Source organism: Paenibacillus jepli (assembly GCF_047238105.1).
Classification (GTDB): Bacteria; Bacillota; Bacilli; order Paenibacillales; family Paenibacillaceae; genus Paenibacillus_D.
In genome coordinates this window covers 2,261,246-2,281,710 of the sequence record NZ_JBDFMD010000001.1, presented here as the reverse complement: position 1 = coordinate 2,281,710, position 20,465 = coordinate 2,261,246, and the positions used below count along the sequence as shown (strand labels likewise).

Annotated in this window: 18 protein-coding genes and 3 pseudogenes; 14 read left to right on the top strand and 7 right to left on the bottom strand. The window is 52.0% G+C overall.

From position 1 onward, the window contains the following. Positions 1 to 16: 16 nt before the first annotated feature. Entirely contained in the window at positions 17 to 2,170 is a 2,154-nt protein-coding gene (locus tag ABC336_RS10080) for a BglG family transcription antiterminator (RefSeq protein WP_413238544.1), read from the bottom strand. A gap of 205 nt (positions 2,171 to 2,375) precedes the next feature. Here ABC336_RS10080 and ABC336_RS10075 point away from each other — a divergent pair, with 205 nt between their 5' ends. From ABC336_RS10075 to ABC336_RS10060, 4 genes are all read left to right on the top strand, one after another. After that, positions 2,376 to 2,885 (top strand): hypothetical protein, encoded by a 510-nt coding sequence (locus ABC336_RS10075; protein WP_413238543.1) that lies wholly within the window; start codon positions 2,376 to 2,378, stop codon positions 2,883 to 2,885. Positions 2,886 to 3,010: 125 nt separating this feature from the next. After that, positions 3,011 to 3,397, top strand: a complete 387-nt coding sequence (locus tag ABC336_RS10070; RefSeq protein WP_413238542.1) for a hypothetical protein — start codon at positions 3,011 to 3,013, stop codon at positions 3,395 to 3,397. Between the two features lie 136 nt (positions 3,398 to 3,533). Further along, positions 3,534 to 3,920, top strand: coding sequence for a hypothetical protein (locus tag ABC336_RS10065; RefSeq protein ID WP_413238541.1), 387 nt, complete (start codon positions 3,534 to 3,536; stop codon positions 3,918 to 3,920). 605 nt (positions 3,921 to 4,525) lie between these two features. After that, complete coding sequence (locus tag ABC336_RS10060; protein WP_413238540.1) at positions 4,526 to 4,696, top strand: hypothetical protein; 171 nt, start codon at positions 4,526 to 4,528, stop codon at positions 4,694 to 4,696. Between the two features lie 84 nt (positions 4,697 to 4,780). Here ABC336_RS10060 and ABC336_RS10055 read toward each other — a convergent pair. Further along, positions 4,781 to 4,909: pseudogene (locus tag ABC336_RS10055) on the bottom strand (S-layer homology domain-containing protein); the annotation flags it as partial. A gap of 92 nt (positions 4,910 to 5,001) precedes the next feature. On the opposite strand from ABC336_RS10055, the pseudogene ABC336_RS10050 reads away from it, so the two are divergent. Further along, a pseudogene (locus tag ABC336_RS10050) lies at positions 5,002 to 5,205 on the top strand (plasmid mobilization protein); the annotation flags it as partial. Between the two features lie 139 nt (positions 5,206 to 5,344). Here ABC336_RS10050 and ABC336_RS10045 read toward each other — a convergent pair. Further along, positions 5,345 to 5,557 (bottom strand): helix-turn-helix domain-containing protein, encoded by a 213-nt coding sequence (locus ABC336_RS10045; protein WP_108992676.1) that lies wholly within the window; start codon positions 5,555 to 5,557, stop codon positions 5,345 to 5,347. A gap of 254 nt (positions 5,558 to 5,811) precedes the next feature. Here ABC336_RS10045 and ABC336_RS10040 point away from each other — a divergent pair, with 254 nt between their 5' ends. The 6 genes and pseudogenes from ABC336_RS10040 to ABC336_RS10015 all read left to right on the top strand — a co-directional run bounded on the left by ABC336_RS10040 (position 5,812) and on the right by ABC336_RS10015 (position 9,417). Beyond that, positions 5,812 to 6,141 carry a hypothetical protein gene (locus ABC336_RS10040; RefSeq protein ID WP_413238539.1) on the top strand — a complete coding sequence of 110 codons (330 nt, stop codon included), beginning with the start codon at positions 5,812 to 5,814 and terminating at the stop codon, positions 6,139 to 6,141. Between the two features lie 122 nt (positions 6,142 to 6,263). Continuing rightward, positions 6,264 to 6,452, top strand: a complete 189-nt coding sequence (locus tag ABC336_RS10035; protein ID WP_413238538.1) for a Spo0E family sporulation regulatory protein-aspartic acid phosphatase — start codon at positions 6,264 to 6,266, stop codon at positions 6,450 to 6,452. 119 nt (positions 6,453 to 6,571) lie between these two features. Further along, positions 6,572 to 6,999 (top strand): annotated as a pseudogene (locus ABC336_RS10030) (DUF6075 family protein). Continuing rightward, the gene (locus ABC336_RS10025; RefSeq protein WP_413238537.1) at positions 6,920 to 7,834 is read left to right on the top strand and encodes a recombinase family protein; all 915 of its coding nucleotides are present in this window, start codon (positions 6,920 to 6,922) and stop codon (positions 7,832 to 7,834) included. Before ABC336_RS10030 ends, ABC336_RS10025 begins: the two are co-directional and overlap by 80 nt. A 207-nt stretch (positions 7,835 to 8,041) precedes the next feature. Next, positions 8,042 to 9,148, top strand: coding sequence for a polymorphic toxin-type HINT domain-containing protein (locus ABC336_RS10020; protein ID WP_413238536.1), 1,107 nt, complete (start codon positions 8,042 to 8,044; stop codon positions 9,146 to 9,148). 20 nt (positions 9,149 to 9,168) lie between these two features. After that, positions 9,169 to 9,417 carry a DUF1871 family protein gene (locus tag ABC336_RS10015; protein WP_413238535.1) on the top strand — a complete coding sequence of 83 codons (249 nt, stop codon included), beginning with the start codon at positions 9,169 to 9,171 and terminating at the stop codon, positions 9,415 to 9,417. Between the two features lie 74 nt (positions 9,418 to 9,491). Here ABC336_RS10015 and ABC336_RS10010 read toward each other — a convergent pair whose 3' ends face one another. Continuing rightward, a complete protein-coding gene (locus ABC336_RS10010; RefSeq protein WP_413238534.1) occupies positions 9,492 to 9,827 on the bottom strand; it encodes a DUF4277 domain-containing protein in 336 nt (111 codons plus the stop codon). Between the two features lie 166 nt (positions 9,828 to 9,993). Here ABC336_RS10010 and ABC336_RS10005 point away from each other — a divergent pair, with 166 nt between their 5' ends. Then, positions 9,994 to 10,485 (top strand): polymorphic toxin-type HINT domain-containing protein, encoded by a 492-nt coding sequence (locus tag ABC336_RS10005; protein WP_413238533.1) that lies wholly within the window; start codon positions 9,994 to 9,996, stop codon positions 10,483 to 10,485. 338 nt (positions 10,486 to 10,823) lie between these two features. Here ABC336_RS10005 and ABC336_RS10000 read toward each other — a convergent pair whose 3' ends face one another. The 3 genes from ABC336_RS10000 to ABC336_RS09990 all read right to left on the bottom strand — a co-directional run bounded on the left by ABC336_RS10000 (position 10,824) and on the right by ABC336_RS09990 (position 13,792). Next, on the bottom strand, positions 10,824 to 12,230 hold the full coding sequence (locus ABC336_RS10000; protein WP_413238532.1) for an MFS transporter: 1,407 nt from the start codon (positions 12,228 to 12,230) through the stop codon (positions 10,824 to 10,826). 183 nt (positions 12,231 to 12,413) lie between these two features. Next, the gene (locus tag ABC336_RS09995) at positions 12,414 to 13,187 is read right to left on the bottom strand and encodes a siderophore-interacting protein (RefSeq protein ID WP_413238531.1); all 774 of its coding nucleotides are present in this window, start codon (positions 13,185 to 13,187) and stop codon (positions 12,414 to 12,416) included. A gap of 92 nt (positions 13,188 to 13,279) precedes the next feature. After that, positions 13,280 to 13,792 carry a TetR/AcrR family transcriptional regulator gene (locus ABC336_RS09990; protein ID WP_413242479.1) on the bottom strand — a complete coding sequence of 171 codons (513 nt, stop codon included), beginning with the start codon at positions 13,790 to 13,792 and terminating at the stop codon, positions 13,280 to 13,282. A 385-nt stretch (positions 13,793 to 14,177) separates the two neighbouring features. Here ABC336_RS09990 and ABC336_RS09985 point away from each other — a divergent pair, with 385 nt between their 5' ends. Together ABC336_RS09985 and ABC336_RS09980 are read left to right on the top strand one after the other, a co-directional pair. Then, positions 14,178 to 19,217, top strand: coding sequence for a cadherin-like beta sandwich domain-containing protein (locus ABC336_RS09985; RefSeq protein WP_413238530.1), 5,040 nt, complete (start codon positions 14,178 to 14,180; stop codon positions 19,215 to 19,217). 68 nt (positions 19,218 to 19,285) lie between these two features. After that, on the top strand, positions 19,286 to 20,455 hold the full coding sequence (locus ABC336_RS09980; RefSeq protein ID WP_413238529.1) for a response regulator: 1,170 nt from the start codon (positions 19,286 to 19,288) through the stop codon (positions 20,453 to 20,455). Positions 20,456 to 20,465: the final 10 nt, after the last annotated feature.

Genomic DNA, 20,465 nt, shown 5'->3' with positions numbered 1-20,465 from the left:
CCTCGCAAGGATCGCCTCATCCAGAGGCCGCTTGCTTCACAAATTTCAATACATCTTCAATAGCGTTAGTATTTTCCAAAGCCTCGCGTTTATGCGGATCTCCCAAAAGTAGGGACAGCTGCGACAACGGCTTGAGATGAGACTGGCCATCGGCGCTGGCTAACACAAACAGCACGCGCACCTGGTGTCTGGGCGCCTCGCCGAAGGCGACAGGCCGGGCCAGCTTGAGCAGGGCGATGGCCGTGCGGGCAGCGCCGTCCTCCGGTCTGGCGTGAGCGATCGCTACCCCGGGGGCAAGCACGATATACGGGCCGTGCTCCTCCACCTTCTGGATCATCGCCTCCACATAACGAGGCTCGATCGCCCCCTCATCCAGCAAAGGCCAGGCGGCTGCCCGGATCGCCGTCCGCCAGTCCGCCGCCGTCTCCAGCAGCCGGATCCGCTCCTGCGTCAGCAGGCGGTCCAGCGACAAAGCCGGCGGGTGCTCCGCTGCCTGCTGGCCGCGCAGCAGGTAACGGCTCACCTCCTCATAGAGCGCGGCTTCGTCGTGGATATCGGCATGCTTCCTGACCAGCTCGAGGATCGCTCCCGCCGCCCCGTGGGGCATCGTGCTGCCGCCCGGGGCTGCCGCTGAGCGGCCAATCTGCTGGAGCAGCGCCGACTTGTCCGCATCCGAGAGGATCGGCGAGACGACGAATACCGGGGCGCGGCTGCCAGGCAGCGGCACCGTCGAGAAGATCAGATCGACAGGCTGTGCATACTTCTCGTACTCGCGGTACGAGAGGACATCCTGCCAGTCGATCGCGGGAAACAGCTGCTCCAGCTGCAGCTTCAGCATCCGGGAAGCGGACTGGCCGTTGACGCAGACGATGACGGCGCGGCTGCGCCGCTGGGGCTGCGCCTGCTCGCGGCGCAGCCAGCCGCCGAAGTGCATGGCCAGGTAGGCCAGCTCGCTCTCGCCGATCGGCCGCCGCAGCAGCGCTTGCAGCGGAGCGGCCGCTTTTTCGGTGAGCTGGTACACCTCCGCATACTTGGTCTGTACGGCTTCTGCGAGCGGATTGTCCTGGTAGAGCCCATACTTGATGCGATAGTAAGCCGGCTTCACATGCCGGAACAGCTGGGCTTCCATCTCCTGCCGATGCTGGAAGTAGACGCAGCCGATCCGCTCGAAGGCATCGATCATCTCCCGGGTAGCGGTGAGGATCCGTCTGGCCTCGCCATCGGGATCGCGTGCCTTCGTATGGTTGACGCTTGCGCCGAGCAGGTGGACGGTCAGGTAACAGATCTCGTCCTCCGGGAACGTGATGTGCATCAAGCCGCCGAGCTGCTCCGCGAGCTCGGCGGCCAGCGGGTAGAAGTCCGATTGCCGCAGCGCCTGCTTCTCGTCCTCGTCCATGCGTACCGTCTGGCCTTCGCCGAGCCGCTGGGCAAACAGCAGCAGCCGGGAAGCCAGGCTGAGCACGGTTTCATCTGTCAGCTCAATATTGGCCCGTTCTTCGAGATTGCCGATCAGGGCGTAGATATCGTCCAAATGACCCAGCGCATGCAACGGCAGGCGGGAGGAGAACAGCTGATGGTGCACTTTGTCCTGGATGGCCTCGGGGGTAGAGGCTAGGCCCAGCTGGGGCAGGACAGCGGAGAGATAGTGGGACAAGGCTTGCCGCTTGGCCGCTTCGTCGCCGCTGACCGTATAGCCCAGCTTGCGGTCGTAGCGTACGTGCAGGCCGAAGCCTTCCAGCTCGGCAGTGAGCTTCTTCAGCTCCTTGTGCGCCGTCCCGCGGCTCACATCGAGTAGCTGCTGCAGATCGTGCAGGAACACGGGCTCAGTGCGGCTGATCAGGTACATCGCCGTCCAGACCGCGCGTTCCCGGCGGGATAGATAATAGTCAGATGCACGGGCGTGGCCGGCCAGTGCGGGGAGTTGGTGTCTGGTAGACTCGGGCAGCAGGTAGCCGAGTTCGCGGACATAGTGAACCGGCGCCAGACCGTGTGTGCTGAGCCAATGATTGATCTTGTCCATATCGTAGTACACGGTCCGCTTCGAGATATGCAGCTGCTGCATCAACTGCTGGAGCGGGATATAGTCGGGCGCTTCCTGCAGCATCGCAAGTATGGCTGTGTTGCGCTCGGTTAAGATGACAATCCCCCCTTTGTCTACCCTTACCCTCATTATAGAAGCGGCCTGCAGCCGCTTTACAGCCCAATCATTGTACCCGGGTGTTTGCAAAGTTATACGGTGGGGGGAGGGACAAAATTCATCGGGATAAAAAAGAGGGGTTTGGATGAGATACGACAAAAAAAGCTCTATAAAAAACGTCTCATTTCATCGATAATTAATGAAGTTAGTAACTTCTTACGCTGAAAAGGGGTAGCCAATGGATCGTGATAATCGAATGAAAACATTCATTTTCCCAAACCCATCAATTATCATATTTTACATGCTTTATTTTGGGTTCATCATATTTGCCTTTACGATGACATTGTTAGTTTTAAGTGATACTCCAATGAATACTGGATTGTCTATTGTGGGTGGGATTACTTTGCTCTCAGGGATAAGTTGCTATTTTTTAATATTTGACAGAAAAATATCTATTGATAGTACAGGTGTGCACCATAAGTCATTGCGGAGAGTACTATTTCTGAGATGGGAAGATATTAAAGAGGTAGGCTTCGTAGAGTTAAGGGCATCGTCTAGATCACAAGGATATAAATTTGTGTGTTTTTCTACCTTTGAAAATGGAACAGGAAAACAGGTCAGCGAACTGTCTAAAGATAATATTTATCTCCGCGATCGAAGAGGGCTAATCAACTTTATAAAAGAGTACTGGAAGAAAGACATTATACCTTTTGATCAAAAAGATTATGATAAATATGTTCGGTACTAGAGGAGAAACTTGTAATGACTCTTTTTTGAGAGTGCTTTAAGCGCTTAAGGCTTTGGACGATTCTACACCGTCAAAAGGCTTGAAATATGTCATGTATAACTATTGCTCAGGGGGAGGAGAATTTGGTGAATAATTATCCAATAATGAAACCTCCTTTTGAGGTAATTGACTTTTCAGAAAGGAATAAAGATCAAGCGTATGAGTACTTTCACTGGTTTATAAATGAAATTCCGAATCGGTTGGTAATATTGATTGATGCAATTGAAGTAAATAGTATTAATAAAAAGGAGTTTTTTGATTTTAAACCGGAGTCTCTTAGTCCGCTTTGGATATGGTTGAAAGAAAGACTGAATACAGTACCTAAATCTATTGAGGAAATGAATACTTTAAGAGTTACCCTCCCGGATTGGATTGTTAAAGAAGTAGTGGATTGGAAGATTGATACACCATTCCTTTCAATGGCCATTGATGTGTCACTATATTTTGCTGAAGCAGTCCAATATCAACGATAAGTGAATTATTGAAAAATTACCAAAATGGAGAAAGATTCCCGGGATATTATATCGAATACTTCTAGAACATTTAAGGATGTGAAAGTATAATCTCGGTGATGCCTCGAGACAATAGCGGAACTACGAAGGAGCGCCAATGAGCACATTTTATGATAGTCTTTCCTTACCAGCTTTTCTTGCGTTGACATTTGGTTTTCCTTTCGTGATGATGCATTATTTTTGGAAGAACAGAAGAAGCTACCCGATTGAATATTTGATAGGAATCATGTTTGTGTGCCTCACCGGCTTTGTCTCGGGGACGATCAGGCTATTGGAGGTATACAAGGAAGCATCCGAGCTGCCATCTTGGTTAAGAGGGACTCCGATTCCCTTTGTCATATTGGCATCCGTGTTTATGTATGTTGGCGCATATAAGAAAGCGGAGGATCCGGCTAAAAAAAGGACGATTTTATTTTTGTTTATGACCTTGTTGTCGATCTATTTATTTGTGGCTTTAATGGCCATTTTTAAACCTTGGAAGTAGTGGAGATCCGACTACTCAACTAAAAGACGATACGGCTGGTCAAGTTGATCATATCCCCGGCAAGTAGACAATAAGAAAAGAGCATTATTATAAGCGGCGACCGCTTCTCTGTATTTAACCGGAGAGAGGTCGCCGATTTTTTTCTGGAAATGCTCTTAGTTGTAGTAGGTAATATATAGAAATAAGACGTTTGCTGTCGACATATCGTTTGGTTTTCGCAGATACAGCTGTTCATCATTCAAATGAGAGAAGAATGATTCCAAGCAGGCATTGTCAAAGCAGTTCCCGCGTCTGGAATGGCTGCCTTTCAGATGCTGTGCTTGTAGCTGTTTGGCGCAGGATTTATGAGTGTATGGAATCCCTGGTCGGAGCGAAGAACCGTCTCATTACTTTCCCCAAGCTTCTCTACGGTACCCAGAACAAGCTGCAGGTCAATGAATGGAGCATCAGCCTGAAAATCTCGTTTGAGTTCATTGGCAAACACCACGGATGGTTTACGCCCGGCATTCGGACGTTTCTTGCGAATCACAGACCGTATACCGAGCTACCGCATACAGCAAATGATGGACCCTTCTATGGTCCCCGGCGGCGCTGAAGGGCCAAATATGCTGGCGCATTGGTCTGATCATAGTGCCGTTGCACCTTGGGCTAAGACGGCCATGACTGCGGTAAACGAACAGGGCATCTTGGTTGGGGATCCTTCGGGTACGGTAGCTGCCGCGCGCGCCTGCATGATGCCGGTCTGCGCGACCGCACGGACGGCATCGGCGGCATAAGCCGCATGGACGTCGCCGAAGGCGGCGCATCATCCGACGCCGTGAGGCCGAAGGCGCGGGCAACGATATAACGGCCGCGTCCTGACGGGTGATCTCGGCTTCGGGACGGAAGGTGACGTCGGCATAGCCGTTGATCAGCCCTTGCGCCTTCGCCGCGCTGACATAGCCGGCATACCAAGCAGTGGCAGATACATCGGCGAAATCGGCGGTCAGCTCGGAGGTGGCATCGTCCAGTACGAGCGTGACGAGGATTTTGGTGAACTCGGCGCGCGTGAATAGCTTGTTCCATCGAAAGGAGCGTTTCTATGAGTCTACGAAATATTAAAATCATGGTTCGCTTAAATGAGAAGGAGCGAAATCACTTGGATCGGCAGATGAAACAGTCCGGCCTTTCTCAGGAAGCTTTATTCCGATCCTTAATTATCGGCTTTAATCCAAAACCACTGCCTCCCCTCGACTATCACGCGCTGATCCATGAGCGTCATGCCATCGGAAATAACCTGAACCAGTTGGCGGTGAAGGCTCATGCAACCGGAAACGGTAGGAGCGAGACATCCCGGTCTTGCCAGTTCCTTAATTTTGTCAAAGGATTTACAGGTGCTGTGCTGTCGAGCATTGGAGCTATTCAAAGAAGCTGGATGGTGACGTTCAAGAGCGTTTTTTGGCGCGGGGAGGATAAGGCGTTTTTTGATCCGTGCGACCAAGCAAATAATCGATGCTCGTCTGATGAAAATCTGCCAATGCAATTAAGAGCGCTGTTGGAATATCCAACTTCCCTCGTTCGTAATCGCTGTAGGTTCGCTGCTTGATATTCAGATGCTCACACAGTTTCTCTTGTGATAAATCCTTGTCTTCACGCATGTTCCGTATTCGTTCATAGATCACAGGCACTCACCTCAAGATGAGTATAGTTCAGTGGATAATCCACTCTTTACTTTCAGTGTGTTATACACTAGAATTTCTTGTATGCGCCCTTTTTATACAGGAAAATCCTTTTAGAGTAAGAGCGAGTTGGGGTGAAACGCCTGCCTTTCGTGAAGCTGAGGACATCTGCCGCGTTACTCGCTAGGTTTTGAAGTTTCTTCAAAACGGTTTTTCGGAAAAGGACAAAGGAGATGGTTGCAACGCATTCTACGAAAATGGCAGTCCTGACTGTCCTTTATCAGAGGCGGGAAAGGTTAGGGCTGAGCTATGAAGATACGCTTGCCTTGGCGGACGAAATTGCGCGATACATCTCGAATTTTCGGCGAATCGAAGCGGAGGTCATTCTGGAAGCCAATACAACACTATGGAACAAGGGCGGACGCAGAGCGCTTAGCCAATTATCGGTGCAGCAATTGCTGGACATAATGGAGGCCGCTCAGCATGCGAGCGTAGACGAGCCTTTTGTGGATGAGCTATACAAGGAGCTGCGACGCAAGCTAGCGCAAGAACAGGGCAAATAGCAGGTAAGCCTGTAAATAACCAAGTGCGGCTCCTTGTTCGCTCTACCAGCTATGAATTTGACAAAGAGGCAACGTAACGAGGCGGCATGACCTGTAATCCGAAGGAGGACACTCATAGCATCATGAAAGGAGCAAACGAACTTCTAAAACATATTGAACGCGTCCGCAGAGAACTGAATGAGAAAGCACTGCACTTTGGCCTTCAAAGTCATGCGGTGCTTGAAAAATCAAGAGAATTGGATCAGCTCCTGAATGCTTATCAATCCGCCGAATCGGGAGAGAATATGGATTCAAGCCAGAGATCGCTATAAATAGTTGCGTGATTGCTACAGAGGTGCCCGATTCGGGTTCAAAAATGAAACGGTTAGTAGAAGGCTCCAATCAGGATGCCCTTCGACTAACCGTTTTATTTTGAGAGGAGAGCGATAACATGAAGCCGCCCGTTTTTCACGATTCCGAGCACGAAGCCTTCTACTACCGAATGTTAGCAGAGCGTCGTTGTACCGACAGCTACCATTGCGCATTGTTTTACACACTGGGCTTGTCGAAGGATACCCGCGCCCATATTCAGGAATTGTTCGACTTTTCCGATGGCGGCATCAAGCCGGAAGGGCTGTCTGCTTGGCAAACCGGAGGTTCCATCCGCATTTGTCGATTGGCGTTCAATATTTAACACCGTATGAACTGTTTGATTGCGAAGCCGCTCCTTACTTTATTGAAGCGATACGGCTACGCTATCCGGAATATAATCGTCAACTGGCCTCAAGCATCAAGCCTCATGCAGCGGGCGTTAAACGGCGATTACACGGGAGCCTTTGCCCCCTACGGCTACCGCAAGGACGAGCAGAACAAGCATAAGCTGATTCCCGATGAAAAGACCGCCGCGATTGTGCAACGCATTTTCCGATTAGCGGTGGAAGGTCACAGTCCCTTTAAAATTGGCAGACTGCTGCGGACAGATCGTGTTCTCACTCCTCGCGCTTACTTGGCGGAGCAGCATCAGCGATACCTGAAGGTCGTCAATGCCCGGCATCCGTACGATTGGGGCGCAACGACCGTCAAGGCCATTCTCCAGAACAAGGCGCATATGGGGCATATGGTGAGCCATAAGACAACCAAGCCCTCCTTCAAGAAAAAGCGGGTCGTCGCCGTGCCCGAGGACGAATGGATTGAGGTTCGGCATACGCATGAGCCGCTGATTGACGAGGAAACCTTTGCTTTGGCACAGAAGGTCATTCGGGTGAGGAAGCGTCCAACCAAAGAGGGCGAGCATCAGATCTTCGCCGGATTGCTGAAATGCTCGACCTGCGGCCAAGGCTTGTCCTTCGCTCACCGAGGCAGCAGCAAGACCAGCGGCGGTAAAGGCGGTCGCGGCAGCTTCGCTTGCAATCAGTCGCTGACGCGCGGCAAAGCGTATTGCAGCTTCCATTACATCAGCTATGTGGATATCTACGAGATTGTATTGGCCGACATCCGGCGACACGCGCAGACCGCCAAGGAGATGGAAAGCGCCTTTGCGGAGAAGCTTGCCACGTTGAGCCAGACCCAGCAGAAAAAGCAATGGCGAGCTGCCATGAAGGAGCGCGTCAGGTTGAACAGCCGGGAAAGTGAGTTGCAAACCATTCAGCGGAAGCTTTATGAGGACAATGCTTTAGGGAGGATCACAGACGAGCAGTATGCGGCGTTATCGTGAGATTTTACAGCAGAGCAAGATCAACTGAAGGAGCTGCTCAAGCTGCTGAAGGATCAGCTTAACCAGGCTGAGAGCAAGCGAGAAAACACGACTCGATTTTTAGAACGGGTACGTGAGTACACGGAATTGATATTTATTACCGATTCGTCGGTCTAATTTCGTAAACAGCAGAGGTTCTTACCTCGTTAAAAATAGATTAATCCTTTGATGTTTATTAATCCAACTGGTCATCTGGGGTGGCGACAAATTGATAATCTTGGTGTAGGGGTAAGCAAGGCTGTAGGTTCGGCGATCATGGATATTATAAAATCTCCTGTAGCGATGTATGAGTTAGGCAAGGCATTAATAAACGGGAGCCTTTCGTTAGTAGAGCTAGGCAAAGCCATTGGCGCTGCGGCTGCTGAGCCTATTGCCTACTTAATCAAGCATTCAAAGCTGGTGTGGACCGGTAAACCAACCGATGCGCAGGTAGAGGAGTATGGAAAGCAATTAGGTAATGTGCTTCTAATGGCTACGGGAAGCAGTACTGCCATCAAAATGATAACCAAAGTTGCGCCGAAACTGGGCAATTCATTATCCAAAGTGAAAAAATCCGGTTGCAATTGCTTTACAGCGGGCACGAAGATTCTCACAGACGAAGGGGAGAAACCTATCGAGGAAATTGAGATAGGGGATAAAGTCTTAGCCAAAGATGATGAGACAGGCGAGATGGCTTATAAGGAAGTCGAATGGCTCTTCCAACGTGATGTTGAGGAAACGTATAATATTACTGTCGGCGGCGAAGTCATTACGACAACTGATGAACATCCATTTTGGATTGTAGGCAAGGGTTGGGTGGAATCCAAGAACCTTGTGGTGGGCGATGTTTTGACAACCTCTGATGGTAAGGAATTAGCCATTGAGAAGATTGAGGTTAAGAAGGAACATACCACTGTTTACAATTTTATGGTTAAGGACTTCCATACCTACTTTGTTTCCAATCTCGGAATTTGGACACATAATGCTTGCAGTATTGGGACCGACTTTGGCAAACAAGGAATACTTGCAAATAACCCTGGAATAAAGGTTAATTGGGGTAATAAGACAAAACATGGATTTGATCGTATGTTGGAACGAGGTGTTACCACTGATATGGTTAATGATTGGGTTAGAACTGGCAAAGCACTGTCCCAAGATGGTGGCAAGAAGTTTCTCTTTGTAACAAAGGACGGTGCTGCTGTCGTTGCAAAGGATGGAACTTTGGTAACTGTAATGCACAAACACGATTTTGACGAAAAGATGCAATCTTTAGTCAATACCTTGTATCGGAAATAATTATTTTGAGAGGAGATTATATGAATAGCTTGTCTGAAAAAGTTGCGAAAATAATTAATGATTGGGACCCAATTAATTTATTGCCGTTATTTCCTCCGGATGAATATAGTAAAGAAATTGATTCGATTACCCAGTTTCTTGAAGCACCAAAGAACGTGAACCAATTAGCAGAATTTATTTATAGTCTCTTTCTTGAGAGCTTCGGAAAAACAGTATTTGATATGGACAAATCGGAATGTATTGAGATTGCCAATCAAATACTAGAATAGTTAACAGACCTTGGGGGCGTCAATCCTCAAGGTCTTTCTTTTACCCCCCCACCCAGTACCGAATCAATCGGGCGTTATACGGAGAATACCTTCCAGCTCTGGGCTTCAAACAGGCGATCAAGCGTACGCCCGAGCGCATCGTCGTTAAAGGCGGCCGCGTCACAACCTGCGCCAAATAACTGCTCCACATCCTGGGTCGCATAGAACTCCGAGATGCGATAGAGCGGCATCCGGGAACAGAGGATGTTGATGACCATGGCTTTGATGTGCGTGCCGGGCGAAAGTTTACAGTAAGCCGGACCCCACGCGAGCGAGTCATTGATGAGGTCTTCCAATCCGATTTCATCACAAAGCGCGGCGATTAATTGAGTCGGTCCCGCCGAGATCGATACCATATTCTCAAATTGCATGTAAATTCCCCGTTCTTCGACGTGTTTCTTACTATTTTCGAGGTGAACGGATAGATATCCTTCGTTATTAATTCCGATTTACCACTTTATTCATGCGGAATGTCGGCTACACCTAATGCTAAGACGATTTTGACTCTGCGAAAGTTGAGATTATAAGCCTCAAAAAATGACTAGGGAGTTCACATCTGCAATTGCTAATGGAACCCATCGATTTGCAAGAGGATGCAACTGTTTTGCTGCGGGAACCAAAGTGTTGACAGACGAAGGGGAGAAAAATATTGAAGACATTGAAGTCGGAGATAGGGTTCTTTCCAAGGATGAGGAGACTGGTGAGATTGCCTACAAGGAAGTCACGCATTTGTATCGAAATGATAAGGAAATCATCTACGAACTTACCGTAGGCGACCAAGTCATTGAGACAACCGACAATCATCCATTCTGGGTTGAAGGTAAGGGTTGGGTACTAGCGGCGGACTTGCAGGTGGGGGACAAGTTACAGCAGAGTAACGGGAATACCTTGACGATTGACAATATCAAGATTGCTAGGCATGAAGAGCCGGTTAAGGTATACAACTTTACGGTTGCTGATTTCCATACCTACTACGTTACTGATTTGGGGATTTGTGTTCATAAGCGTCAAAGCGAATACACTTTTTAGTGAGCCTACGCGTATGAGAACATACAGGTAATGAACGAAATGAGGAGGAACCTGTATGTCTTCAAGAGAACAACGTGCGCATGCCGTCAGCATTGATCAACTGAAATATTGGAAACGAAAGCACAAAGACTCGCGTGCCACAAACATCGCTTCGCCCACCACGCCCGGCCTGCTCCCTGTCTCCTTAACCGAAGCGCTCCCTCCCCCGAGCGTGGCGGGCTTTCCCTCTACGTGGGTGTGTTCAGTACCGCCAAGCAGCCCTTAAAAAAGCTGTCCGAATTAATGTTGACAATCCACAGAAACCACAGGATTGTCGTGAGCAACGGCTGGTAACACCGCTATCTGAGCGTTTTAGCTTCCGACACTCCTGTTTCGCTTTTCTTTCGAGTGCCGAGCAGCACGGTCAGCAAACCAAGTCCGAGTATGCCGGCACACACGAGAAGAGCCGGCACAATCTCTCTGCCATAATCAGCCGGTGTTGCTGTTGCGGGATCAATGCTGAAGAAGATCCCGACAATCGCAATACCGAACACACCGCCGAGCTCGCGGGTTGCATTACTCACACCACTTGCCTCGCCGGCCGATTGGTCCGGTACAGAAGTGAGGGCACCATGGGCGAGCGGAGTAAAGCTGAGCCCCATTCCCTTACCGGCTATCATGAATAGCGGTGCCTGATACAGGAACGGGAAACTGGTTCCCTGTTTAAGAATGAGCAAGCCGAATCCAACTAAAGCGATGGCTTGCATGAGCAAACCAACGGACAGGACGTTCCGTGTGCCGAATCGGGTAATAGCGATTCCGGCAAGCGGTGCTGCGATCATGGTGCAAGCGGTCCATGCCATGGTACGAATACCAGCTTCCAACGCGGAGTAACCTTGCCCCTGCTGGAGAAACAACGATAGCAAGAAAATGGCTCCGAATATCCCCGCAAGCATCCAAAAGCCACCGAGTACATACGCCGTGTACGATCTGCTGCGGAATAATTCGAATCGGATGTAGGGGATCGGCCGCTTACGTTCCCATAAGAAGAACAGGAGAAGCATTACCATCCCTGTGGTCAATGGCAGAATCGTGTCCAGAGACACCCAACCGGCCTGGTTGCTTTCTTCCAGACCGTACACAATGCCCAACAAACCGGCGGAAAGCAGCGCAACCCCAGGAAGGTTGAGCGGTTTTCGCTCGCCCTTCGATTCCGGCAACCAATATAGCCCGAGCACGAAAGCAACCAAGCCTATGGGGACATTGACCCAGAAAATAAATGTCCACGGCATCCCTTCAACGATGAAGCCCCCGATCAACGGTCCAACCGATAGCCCGAGGCCAGATATCCCGGACCATATGCCAAGAGCTGCCGCCCGCTTATCATCGGGGAATGCAACATTGACCAGCGTCAAGCTGAGAGGGACGATCGCAGCACCGCCAATCCCCTGAATGGCTCGTGACAGAATGAGCTGAACAGGACTGCTGCTCAGCGCGCACAGCGCCGAACCGACTGTAAATATGAGCAAACCAGTGAGGAACACTTTCTTCCTCCCGTATCGATCTCCTATCATACTGAACGGAATCAACAGGACGGCAAAAGTAAACATATACGCATTCATGAACCACTGCAGATCTGCAAGAGTGGCTTGCAAGGATTGCTGAATTGTAGGGAGAGCAACACTAAGGACAAGATTGTCAAGCATCGCCATGAACAGTGCAGAGCAAGTAATGACTAGCAATCGAATACGAACAGTAGTAAACATGAAACGTCACTCCTTTTATTAAAATACAAGAGTATATGATTCTCCTTATCTACTTGGCTTGTATTTCTCCGGAATGAAACGCGCTGCGCCGTGTGCTTACGAAGCCAGTTTTGCTTAGCAAAACTCTCAGGCGAAGCCGTTTCACCTTGAATTGAAGCCTTCAATACCTATTGCCTATGTTTTTTAATGCAGTCCGCGTTTGCCAGGGGTCCAGAACGGCTTAACCTTCACAGCATTTCGAGGCCAGCCTCTCTCGCGAATGAGATGCAGCATGATCAAACCACAGGTCTGTGCCTCGCCAGCAACATAAGCTGCGCCCGGAAGAGCGGGAAGATCAAGCTTCTCTATGGCCGTAAGCAGCTTGCGGGAGGAAACCGGGGAGTCGCCGTTCCGATATACGCGTTGCAAATGTTCAGCTCCCGGTATCGGCATTTCGTCACGCTCCGAAGCGAACTCCAATGCGCCGTATACTATTTCCGATGGCGCTAGCGATCGGATCATCGCACCAGTCGCTACCGAACCCGTCTCCTCGGCTGCGAACACATAATAGGGTGCAGGCTGTATAACGAAATCGCCCATTGGCCCCCAGAACGTAACGTGATCTCCTGGGCTGACATGACGCGCCCAGTTCAAGCCGATTCCATCGCCGTCGTAGAGATGAATTCTCAGCTCAAAAGAACAAGCTGGAACGGTATAATCCCAAATCGTGTAGGTTCGAAGTGTCTCCGAGGGACGTAGAATCCCATACAGAGATAATGGATCTCGAATTTGAATTCGAACGTGTTGACCTGGCTGATAAGACAGCTGATCCAGTTCCTCGGAGCGGATGCGGATCCGCCTCATATTGCCCTCGATCCTTTCAGCTTCAGTCACGATTCCTTCCGACTTATATTTGGCAAAAAACAGATCTAGTGGATTCCTTGATAAGCGACGATCAGATGAGGATTTTTTGCTCAATGTACCCACTCCTTAGAAATTTATTTATAGATAAATAAATAGATAGTCTTATGATAGGCAAAGCATGAATTCATTACTTTGCCAATCGGTGACTATTTCTTATTGTGATCGGACCAGGGAAGCAGCTTCGGGAGATTCAAGGTCTCCGACACTGCGATCGTTAAGCCCTGGCCGACGAACTGGCTCGCTTCAAAGTCGGCGTTTGGGATTCCCGCCTGCTCTAATTTACTCTTGACGTCCTCATAAATCTGGTCGAAAAAGCCGCGTGCCATTTCACGAATCGATGGCTCGGGAATGGTATAGGCCATCATCGTCAGCAGGATCTCATTGCGATCGGATTCAAGCAGCTTTTCGAACGTATTTCCCATCTCGATTTTAAGTATCTCAGGAGGGGCATCCACCCTAGAGAATGCGTGCCGGATGCGTTGCGCTGCTTGGTCCAGAATGGCGAGATACAATGCCTCTTTGGATTTGAAGAAATGGAAGATGTAAGGCTGCGTAACACCAACCGCGCGTGCTACATGAGCAGTGGTTGTTTTGTAGTACCCGAACTCCGAAAATAACTGTGCTGCGGCACTAAGTAATTGTTGTTTGCGGTTTTGAATAGCGGAATCATCCCTCGGAATCAGAATCAGCCCCTCACTTATTAATCAATAAATAAAATATATTGGAATCAGTATCGATTGTCAAGGCCCATTATCCGGCTGACAAGACTTCAATCGAGCCGCCGTGCGGTTAGTTCTGGGCAATGCATTCGTTACGCTTAAGACGAGGAGAAGCACACGCTGCAGCCGCTGCCCGTTACTGCGGACGAATGTGCCACCTGGAAAGTTGCCACCCGTCGAGAAGATGTATTGCATTGATAAATCTGCCAAGTGTGCGATGGATAAATCATGATGTCTTTAATGAGCACCTTGATTCAGCCATTTTTCAGTGGCCTGCGCTAGAATAGCGGAGAAAGCGGATCAGACCATAAATAGGGGGATGAACATGAGAATCGCAAGCGTTATGGGGCATCAGGTTGTCAAGAATGCGACTGCTTTGCTGTTATCACTAGTCTTGCTCCTGTGTATTTCGTCTCGGATGCAGGCAGAGGATAACGAATTGAGCTATGATCGGACCTTGGGCGATCAACTGCTCGCGGAGGAGCGGATGTCCAAGCCGACGGGGGTGGCTGTGGACAGCGCCGGGAATGTGTATGTTGCGGATACTTATCGTCATAGGATCGTTAAGTTCAGCAAGGAGGGGAGCTTCGAAGCCTGGGGCGGACCGGACAGCGGCAATGCTGATGGTCAGTTCTTCCGGCCGACAGGTGTCGCTGTGAGCCCGGATGGCCGGATCTACGCTGTGGACAGCGGGAACCACCGCATCCAGGTATTCGACCATGCTGGCGTACACCAGTTCAACATCGGAGGCTATGGCACCGAGGGTGGGAAATTGATTGATCCCCAAGGCATCGCCATCGACGCCACGGGCGCGTTGTTTGTGACGGAAGAAGGCAATCGGCGGGTGCAGAAGCTGCAGGCCGATGGCACGCCTGTCTGGCGAACTTCGGCAGATAGCCATTTGTTTAGCCACCCGATGGGGATCGCGGTCAGCCTTGAGGGCAACATCTATGTCTCGGATATCGTGAATAATTATATCAGCGTATTGGACAGCGACGGAAGTGTTCTGGATGCTGAAGGCTGGGGAGGCGCCGGAAGCGGGGACGGTCAGTTCAACATGCCTTACGGGCTGGCGTTCGATCACCACAACCAGCTCTATGTAGCAGATCGATCCAACAGCCGGTTGAAGCGCTTCTCCGCTTCAGGTACGTTCCTGCATGCATGGGATTCCACTGATGTGGGAGAGGGCGGCGAGGACTACTTCCGGCCGCAAGGACTGGCGGTAAGCAACGAAGGCGAGCTCTACGTGCTGGAGGACTACTATGGCGCACTTCATGTTTTCAAGCCGGTTCCGAGCGCAGCCAATCTGCAAGCTCTGCAAGTGGATGCAGGCAGCCTCAGTCCCGACTTCTCACCGGCGGTATTGTTGTATCACTTGAACGTCACCCATGACATCGATAGCATCAAGCTTACGCCTACACCGCTCGAGCAGGGTGCCACGATATCCGTTGGCGGACAAGCGGTTGAAAGCGGGCAGCCCTCGGAGCCGATCGGCTTGCCTGTGGGCGCCACCGTGGTGCAAGTGATGGTTACCTCAGAAGACGGACAGCATACCAGGACCTATACGATACAAGTTCATCGGCCGTCCTCCGACAACGCGAGGTTGCAAGCGGTAACGGCAGACAAAGGCCTATGGAATATGGAATTCCATCCGGATATTATCGCATATACCCTCACTGTCCCGCATGAAGAGACAGCGATCTCGCTGACGCCGGTCACAGACAATCCCTATGCCGTCATCCGGGTCGACGGGGATATACATGCCAGCGGAACACCGCTGGGGCCGGTCCCGCTGGAGGTCGGGGGCGACAATTATATCCATATAAATGTGACAGCGCAGAATCCAATCTATCAACGTCAGTACCGGTTTCAGATCCGGAGGCTGGGAACGCCGGACAATCAATTGTCAGCCTTGACAGTCTCCGCCGGGAGTCTCTCCCCTGCTTTCGATCCGGCGACGACAAGCTACACCGTAACGGTGCCTTATGAGACGGAGACCTTCTATGCCGCGGCCACGGCAGCAGAGCCTCATGCGAGGGTTGATGTTTTCTATGAAAATGCAGCCATGGACGATGTGATGATCGATGAGCTGAATCCGATGCCGCTCGCCATAGGGGATGACAATATCCTGTTCATAGGCGTGCATGCGCAGAACGGTATGTATCGGTTGCACAGCGTACGGGTCATCCGAGAGCCTTCCAGCCGGGCCGAGCTCACCTCGCTTCTTGTGGACGCGGGCTCGCTGAGCCCAGGCGTATTTGATCCTGCTACGACACAGTACAGCGTTGAAGTTGGGAATGACGTGGATAGCATTCGGATCACACCGGTGTTCGGCGAAGGAGTATCGGTGCAGGTCGCAGGGGAAGCGGCCGTAAGCGGGCAGGCGTCCGCTCCGTTACCGTTATCGGTGGGAGACAATGAATTCGAGGCGGTCGTGACCGCGATGGACGGCGAGACCACCCGGACTTATCGCATCACTGTCCACCGGGCACCTTCAAGCGATTCCAGTCTTATGGGACTTGAGCTGGATGCAGGCGAACTTACCCCTGCATTCCATGACACGGCTTTGACCTACACCGCACTGGTGGACCACGGGACGGAGCGTATCCGGATCACGCCCCGCCTCTCGGATGTCCATGCCGGGGTAACGGTAAGAGGGGAAGCGGCAGCAGATGGGATGGCTTCGGCACCGGTTGAGCTGGCCAGGGGCAGGAATCTAGTAGAACTTGTCGTGACCGCTCAGGATGACTCGATAACGACGTACACGATCATGGTGGTGCGGATGCCGCCGGGCATTAGCGACCAGGAGCAGGCGGGAACACCGTCCAATCCTTATGCGGTTGGCAACGAGACAGATCTTGATCTCATGCGATATGCGCTGGGCGGCTACTACCGTCTTACAGCCGATCTGGACATGTCAGGCATCGATTGGAGCCCGGTGGGCAGCAGGTCCCGTCCGTTCACGGGAGGACTGGACGGCAATGGGCACACCATCTCCGGCTTGACCGTGGAGCAGCCGGAAGCAGAGGCCGCCGGGTTATTCGCAGCAATCGATGGTACTGAACATGCCGTGCGTATTTACGACCTGACATTAAGCGATGTGCAGGTAACCGGCAAGGACCACACAGGCGCCATCGCTGGATGGATGAGCCATGCGGATCTGGAGCGTGTGCGAGTCGAGCAAGCTGTCATTCACGGAGGCAGCCTCGTGGGCGGATTTGCCGGGTACGCGAGTAACAGTACGGTACAAACCTCTTATGCTGCCGATGCCGGTATATCCGGGGAGAGCAAGGTCGGGGGCATGTTCGGAGAAATAGAGGGTGTGATGATCGATCAGAGCTTTACGTCCGGGAACGTGACGGCGACAGGTTTTTTTGCTGGCGGACTGTCAGGCACCACGCTGTCGCCCAATACGATCACGAACGTCTACTCCACAACCCGGGTAGACGGGATGGGCTGGTTAGGCGGTCTGATCGGATTCGCTGCGAACGACAGCGGCATCGAGCGGGTCGAAGTGGCAAACAGCTATGCGATCGGCGCTGTGACGAGCTCGGAGATGTTCGATACAGGAGGCTTGGCGGCGCAGACGATGTTCGTTGCAGCCGAGCATGCCTACTGGGTGGAAGAGCTGACAGGCCAGGAAGCGAGCGCGATCGGTGAGGCGAGGACGGTATCCGGGTTGAAGCGGCTTGATGAAGAAGGGAGATGGGACTTCGAGCAGGTGTGGATGTACACCCTTGCCGAGGCGCATCCGCAGCTGCGGATATTCTTATCCGGCAATCGGAAGCTAAGCGACCTTCGGATCAACAACGGCGACCAGCTGCTGGACCTGGCCTTTGACCCGGAGTTGCTGAATTATGAGCTTGCGGTGCCTCACCAGGTGGACAAGCTTTCATTGACGCCCATCATGGCAGATGAGAAAGCTCAAGTGACCGTGGCGGGCAACGTCCTGCCATCTGGAGCTTCGGTAACCGTAGGACTTGAGATCGGCGTCAATACGATCGAGCTGAAGGTTACGGCGGAGAACGGCTCGGAGTTCGTGTACGCAGTAATTGTCACCCGTGAGGGGAGGGCCGGAACCTCGGTATGGTTCCCGCTTCCGGGGACCCCTCCCTCGGATAAGGCTGATTTGGAGATTACCGTAAATGGAGAACCGCTTGAGCAACTGGCAAGCCATGTCCGGAAGCAAGAAGAGGGCAAGTCCGTGGTCCAATTCCAGTTGGACGGAGAGCGTCTGCGTGCCTTCATCCAAGAAACGGTTGGAGACATGCGGTTAGCTGTACGGGTCACGGATGAGGCGGACAAGACGGTCGGCGTATTTACCGGCAAGGAGATCGAGCAGCTAGAGCAAAGAGAGGCGATAGTGAAGATTATCACGGACAACGCCTCCTATACGTTGCCGGTCCGAGAGCTTCAGATCGCCGAGCTGGCGCGAAAGTGGGGAGACGCTGTAGAGCTGGAGGACATCCGGATTACGATCGAGCTTGAGACTGGCACGGAAGAAGACTGGCGAATCGGAGAGAATGGGTCAGAGGGGTATCGCATCCTAGTACCGCCGATCAGCTTCCGTATCCTGGCTTCGCATGAAGGCCGAGTGGTAGAAGTGAACCGATTCCAGCATCCGGTAGAACGCAGCATCCGTTTGCCGGAAGGCATCGATGCGCATGCTGTGACCACAGGCGTCCGGGTTGAACCTGACGGGACGATGCGGCATGTTCCGACGAAGGTGACCTTCATGGACGGGGGCTGGCATGCGCGGATCCGCAGTCTGGCTAACAGCCCCTATACCGTCATCTACAATGTGCGGGCATTCGCTGATATGACAGGGCATTGGGCTGAAGCGGAGGTTGGAGAGCTCGCATCGCGCATCGTTATCAACGGCACGGGCGCGGATGAGTATACGCCTGAGCGTGCTGTAACCCGTGCTGAGTTTGCCGCTGTCCTGCAGCGGGCGATGGGGCTGGCAGACACAGCGGCAAGTACGCCGTTTACGGATGTAAATGAGGAAGACTGGTTCTCCGGTGCGGCAGCGCGTATGCATGAGTACGGGATCATAACCGGTTATGAGGATGGCAGCTTCCAGCCGGAGCGGATGATCAGTCGCGAGGAAGCCATGGTCATGATAGCCAGAGTCATGCAGGTCATCGACCGGGAGCGGATGGACGTGGCGGGAGATGAAGCCGGTGTAAGGGCCTATGCCGATCATGCCAGGATCAGTCCCTATGCCCGGCAGGCCATCGCCTGGAATGTAGAACGGGGCATCATCCAGGGAGAGGGCGGTCTGCTCCGGCCGGATGCTCCAGTCACCCGGGCGCAGACAGCGGCTATCGTGCTGCGGTTGCTGCAGGCGATGGACCTGATCTGAACAAATCTGAGGCAAGAAGAAGGCAATGGGGTATTGCGTATCGAACCAATAATCAGGAAGGGAAGGTGATGAGTCCAGTGATCCGCGCTATCGTTGTGGACGATGAGATGCATGCGATCAATGCGTTGAAGGATCTTTTGATGGATTATCCGGATATCGAGCTGGTCGGCCAGTTCATGAATCCGAGCCAGGCTTTGGCCGGAATCGGCGGGCTTGCCTTCGATATCGCCTTCCTGGATATTGAGATGCCCGAGTTGAACGGTCTGGAGCTTGGGGAGAGATTGCTCGAAGCCCGTCCATCCACGGATATTATCTATATCACGGCCTTTGATGCCTATGCGGTAGAAGCCTTCGAGGTTCACGCGCTCGATTATTTGCTGAAGCCAGTCAGCCCGCGGAGGATGAAGAAGACGATCGAGCGTCTGAGGGTGAGGGTGGCGTCAGCTGAAGTGCCTCTGGAAGTGCTGCAAGAGAATCGTATGCCTGTGCGCATAGTATGCTTCGACCGGTTTGAGATTGCGCCACAGGGAGTACAGGGAGCAGAGGTATCATATATTAACTGGCGGACAGCCAAATTCCGGGAGCTTCTGGCTTACCTGATCCACTGCAAGGGAGAGATCGTACGCAAAACGATGATCCACGAAGCCTTGTGGCCGGAACTCGAGGCGGAGCGCGCCGCTGTCTACCTGCATACATGCATCTATCAGATCCGCAAGACGCTTAAGCACTACGGGATGGGGGATCAGATGAAGATCCAATTCATCCAGGACGGTTATCGACTGACGCTGCATGGCATTGTCAGCGATGCAGATGAGTTCTTGCAAAAAGCCGGAGGAGACTCGACGCCGGCAGCAGATACAGACTGGAATGCGCTTGAAGAAGCTGAGGATTTGTACGGGAGCGGCTACTATGCCCTGGACGATTTTCACTGGGCTCAAGGAAGGCAGCGGAAGCTTGAAGCGAAGTATATCCAAGTTGTGAACAGGCTTGCTGTTCGCGATTCGGCACAGGCCCGGGACGCGTCTGCGATCCGGCGATGGCGCAGATTGGTCGAATTGGATCCCTATAATGAACATTATCACGAAGAGCTGCTCCGGCTCTATGCGAGGCAGGGGGAGCGGGCGTCCGTCATCAAGCATTTCAAGCAGCTGAATGCGCTGATGCGGGAGGAGCTGAATATCGCGCCCCGGCCCGCAACGGTGGAGTTGTACCGTCATTTGCTATCGGCTATGGAATGAGGGGAATGCT

Excerpts from the sequence above, each read along its gene's own strand:
- ABC336_RS10000 (WP_413238532.1), bottom strand. The coding sequence starts at position 12,230 with ATGTTTACTACTGTTCGTATTCGATTGCTAGTCATTACTTGCTCTGCA.
- ABC336_RS10020 (WP_413238536.1), top strand. The coding sequence starts at position 8,042 with ATGTTTATTAATCCAACTGGTCATCTGGGGTGGCGACAAATTGATAAT.
- ABC336_RS10080 (WP_413238544.1), bottom strand. The coding sequence starts at position 2,170 with ATGAGGGTAAGGGTAGACAAAGGGGGGATTGTCATCTTAACCGAGCGC.
- ABC336_RS10005 (WP_413238533.1), top strand. The coding sequence starts at position 9,994 with ATGACTAGGGAGTTCACATCTGCAATTGCTAATGGAACCCATCGATTT.
- ABC336_RS10045 (WP_108992676.1), bottom strand. The coding sequence starts at position 5,557 with ATGCGTGAAGACAAGGATTTATCACAAGAGAAACTGTGTGAGCATCTG.
- ABC336_RS10015 (WP_413238535.1), top strand. The coding sequence starts at position 9,169 with ATGAATAGCTTGTCTGAAAAAGTTGCGAAAATAATTAATGATTGGGAC.
- ABC336_RS10035 (WP_413238538.1), top strand. The coding sequence starts at position 6,264 with ATGAAAGGAGCAAACGAACTTCTAAAACATATTGAACGCGTCCGCAGA.
- ABC336_RS09980 (WP_413238529.1), top strand. The coding sequence starts at position 19,286 with ATGAGTCCAGTGATCCGCGCTATCGTTGTGGACGATGAGATGCATGCG.
- ABC336_RS10040 (WP_413238539.1), top strand. The coding sequence starts at position 5,812 with ATGGTTGCAACGCATTCTACGAAAATGGCAGTCCTGACTGTCCTTTAT.
- ABC336_RS09985 (WP_413238530.1), top strand. The coding sequence starts at position 14,178 with ATGAGAATCGCAAGCGTTATGGGGCATCAGGTTGTCAAGAATGCGACT.
- ABC336_RS10010 (WP_413238534.1), bottom strand. The coding sequence starts at position 9,827 with ATGCAATTTGAGAATATGGTATCGATCTCGGCGGGACCGACTCAATTA.
- ABC336_RS10065 (WP_413238541.1), top strand. The coding sequence starts at position 3,534 with ATGAGCACATTTTATGATAGTCTTTCCTTACCAGCTTTTCTTGCGTTG.
- ABC336_RS10075 (WP_413238543.1), top strand. The coding sequence starts at position 2,376 with ATGGATCGTGATAATCGAATGAAAACATTCATTTTCCCAAACCCATCA.
- ABC336_RS10025 (WP_413238537.1), top strand. The coding sequence starts at position 6,920 with ATGCAGCGGGCGTTAAACGGCGATTACACGGGAGCCTTTGCCCCCTAC.
- ABC336_RS10060 (WP_413238540.1), top strand. The coding sequence starts at position 4,526 with ATGCTGGCGCATTGGTCTGATCATAGTGCCGTTGCACCTTGGGCTAAG.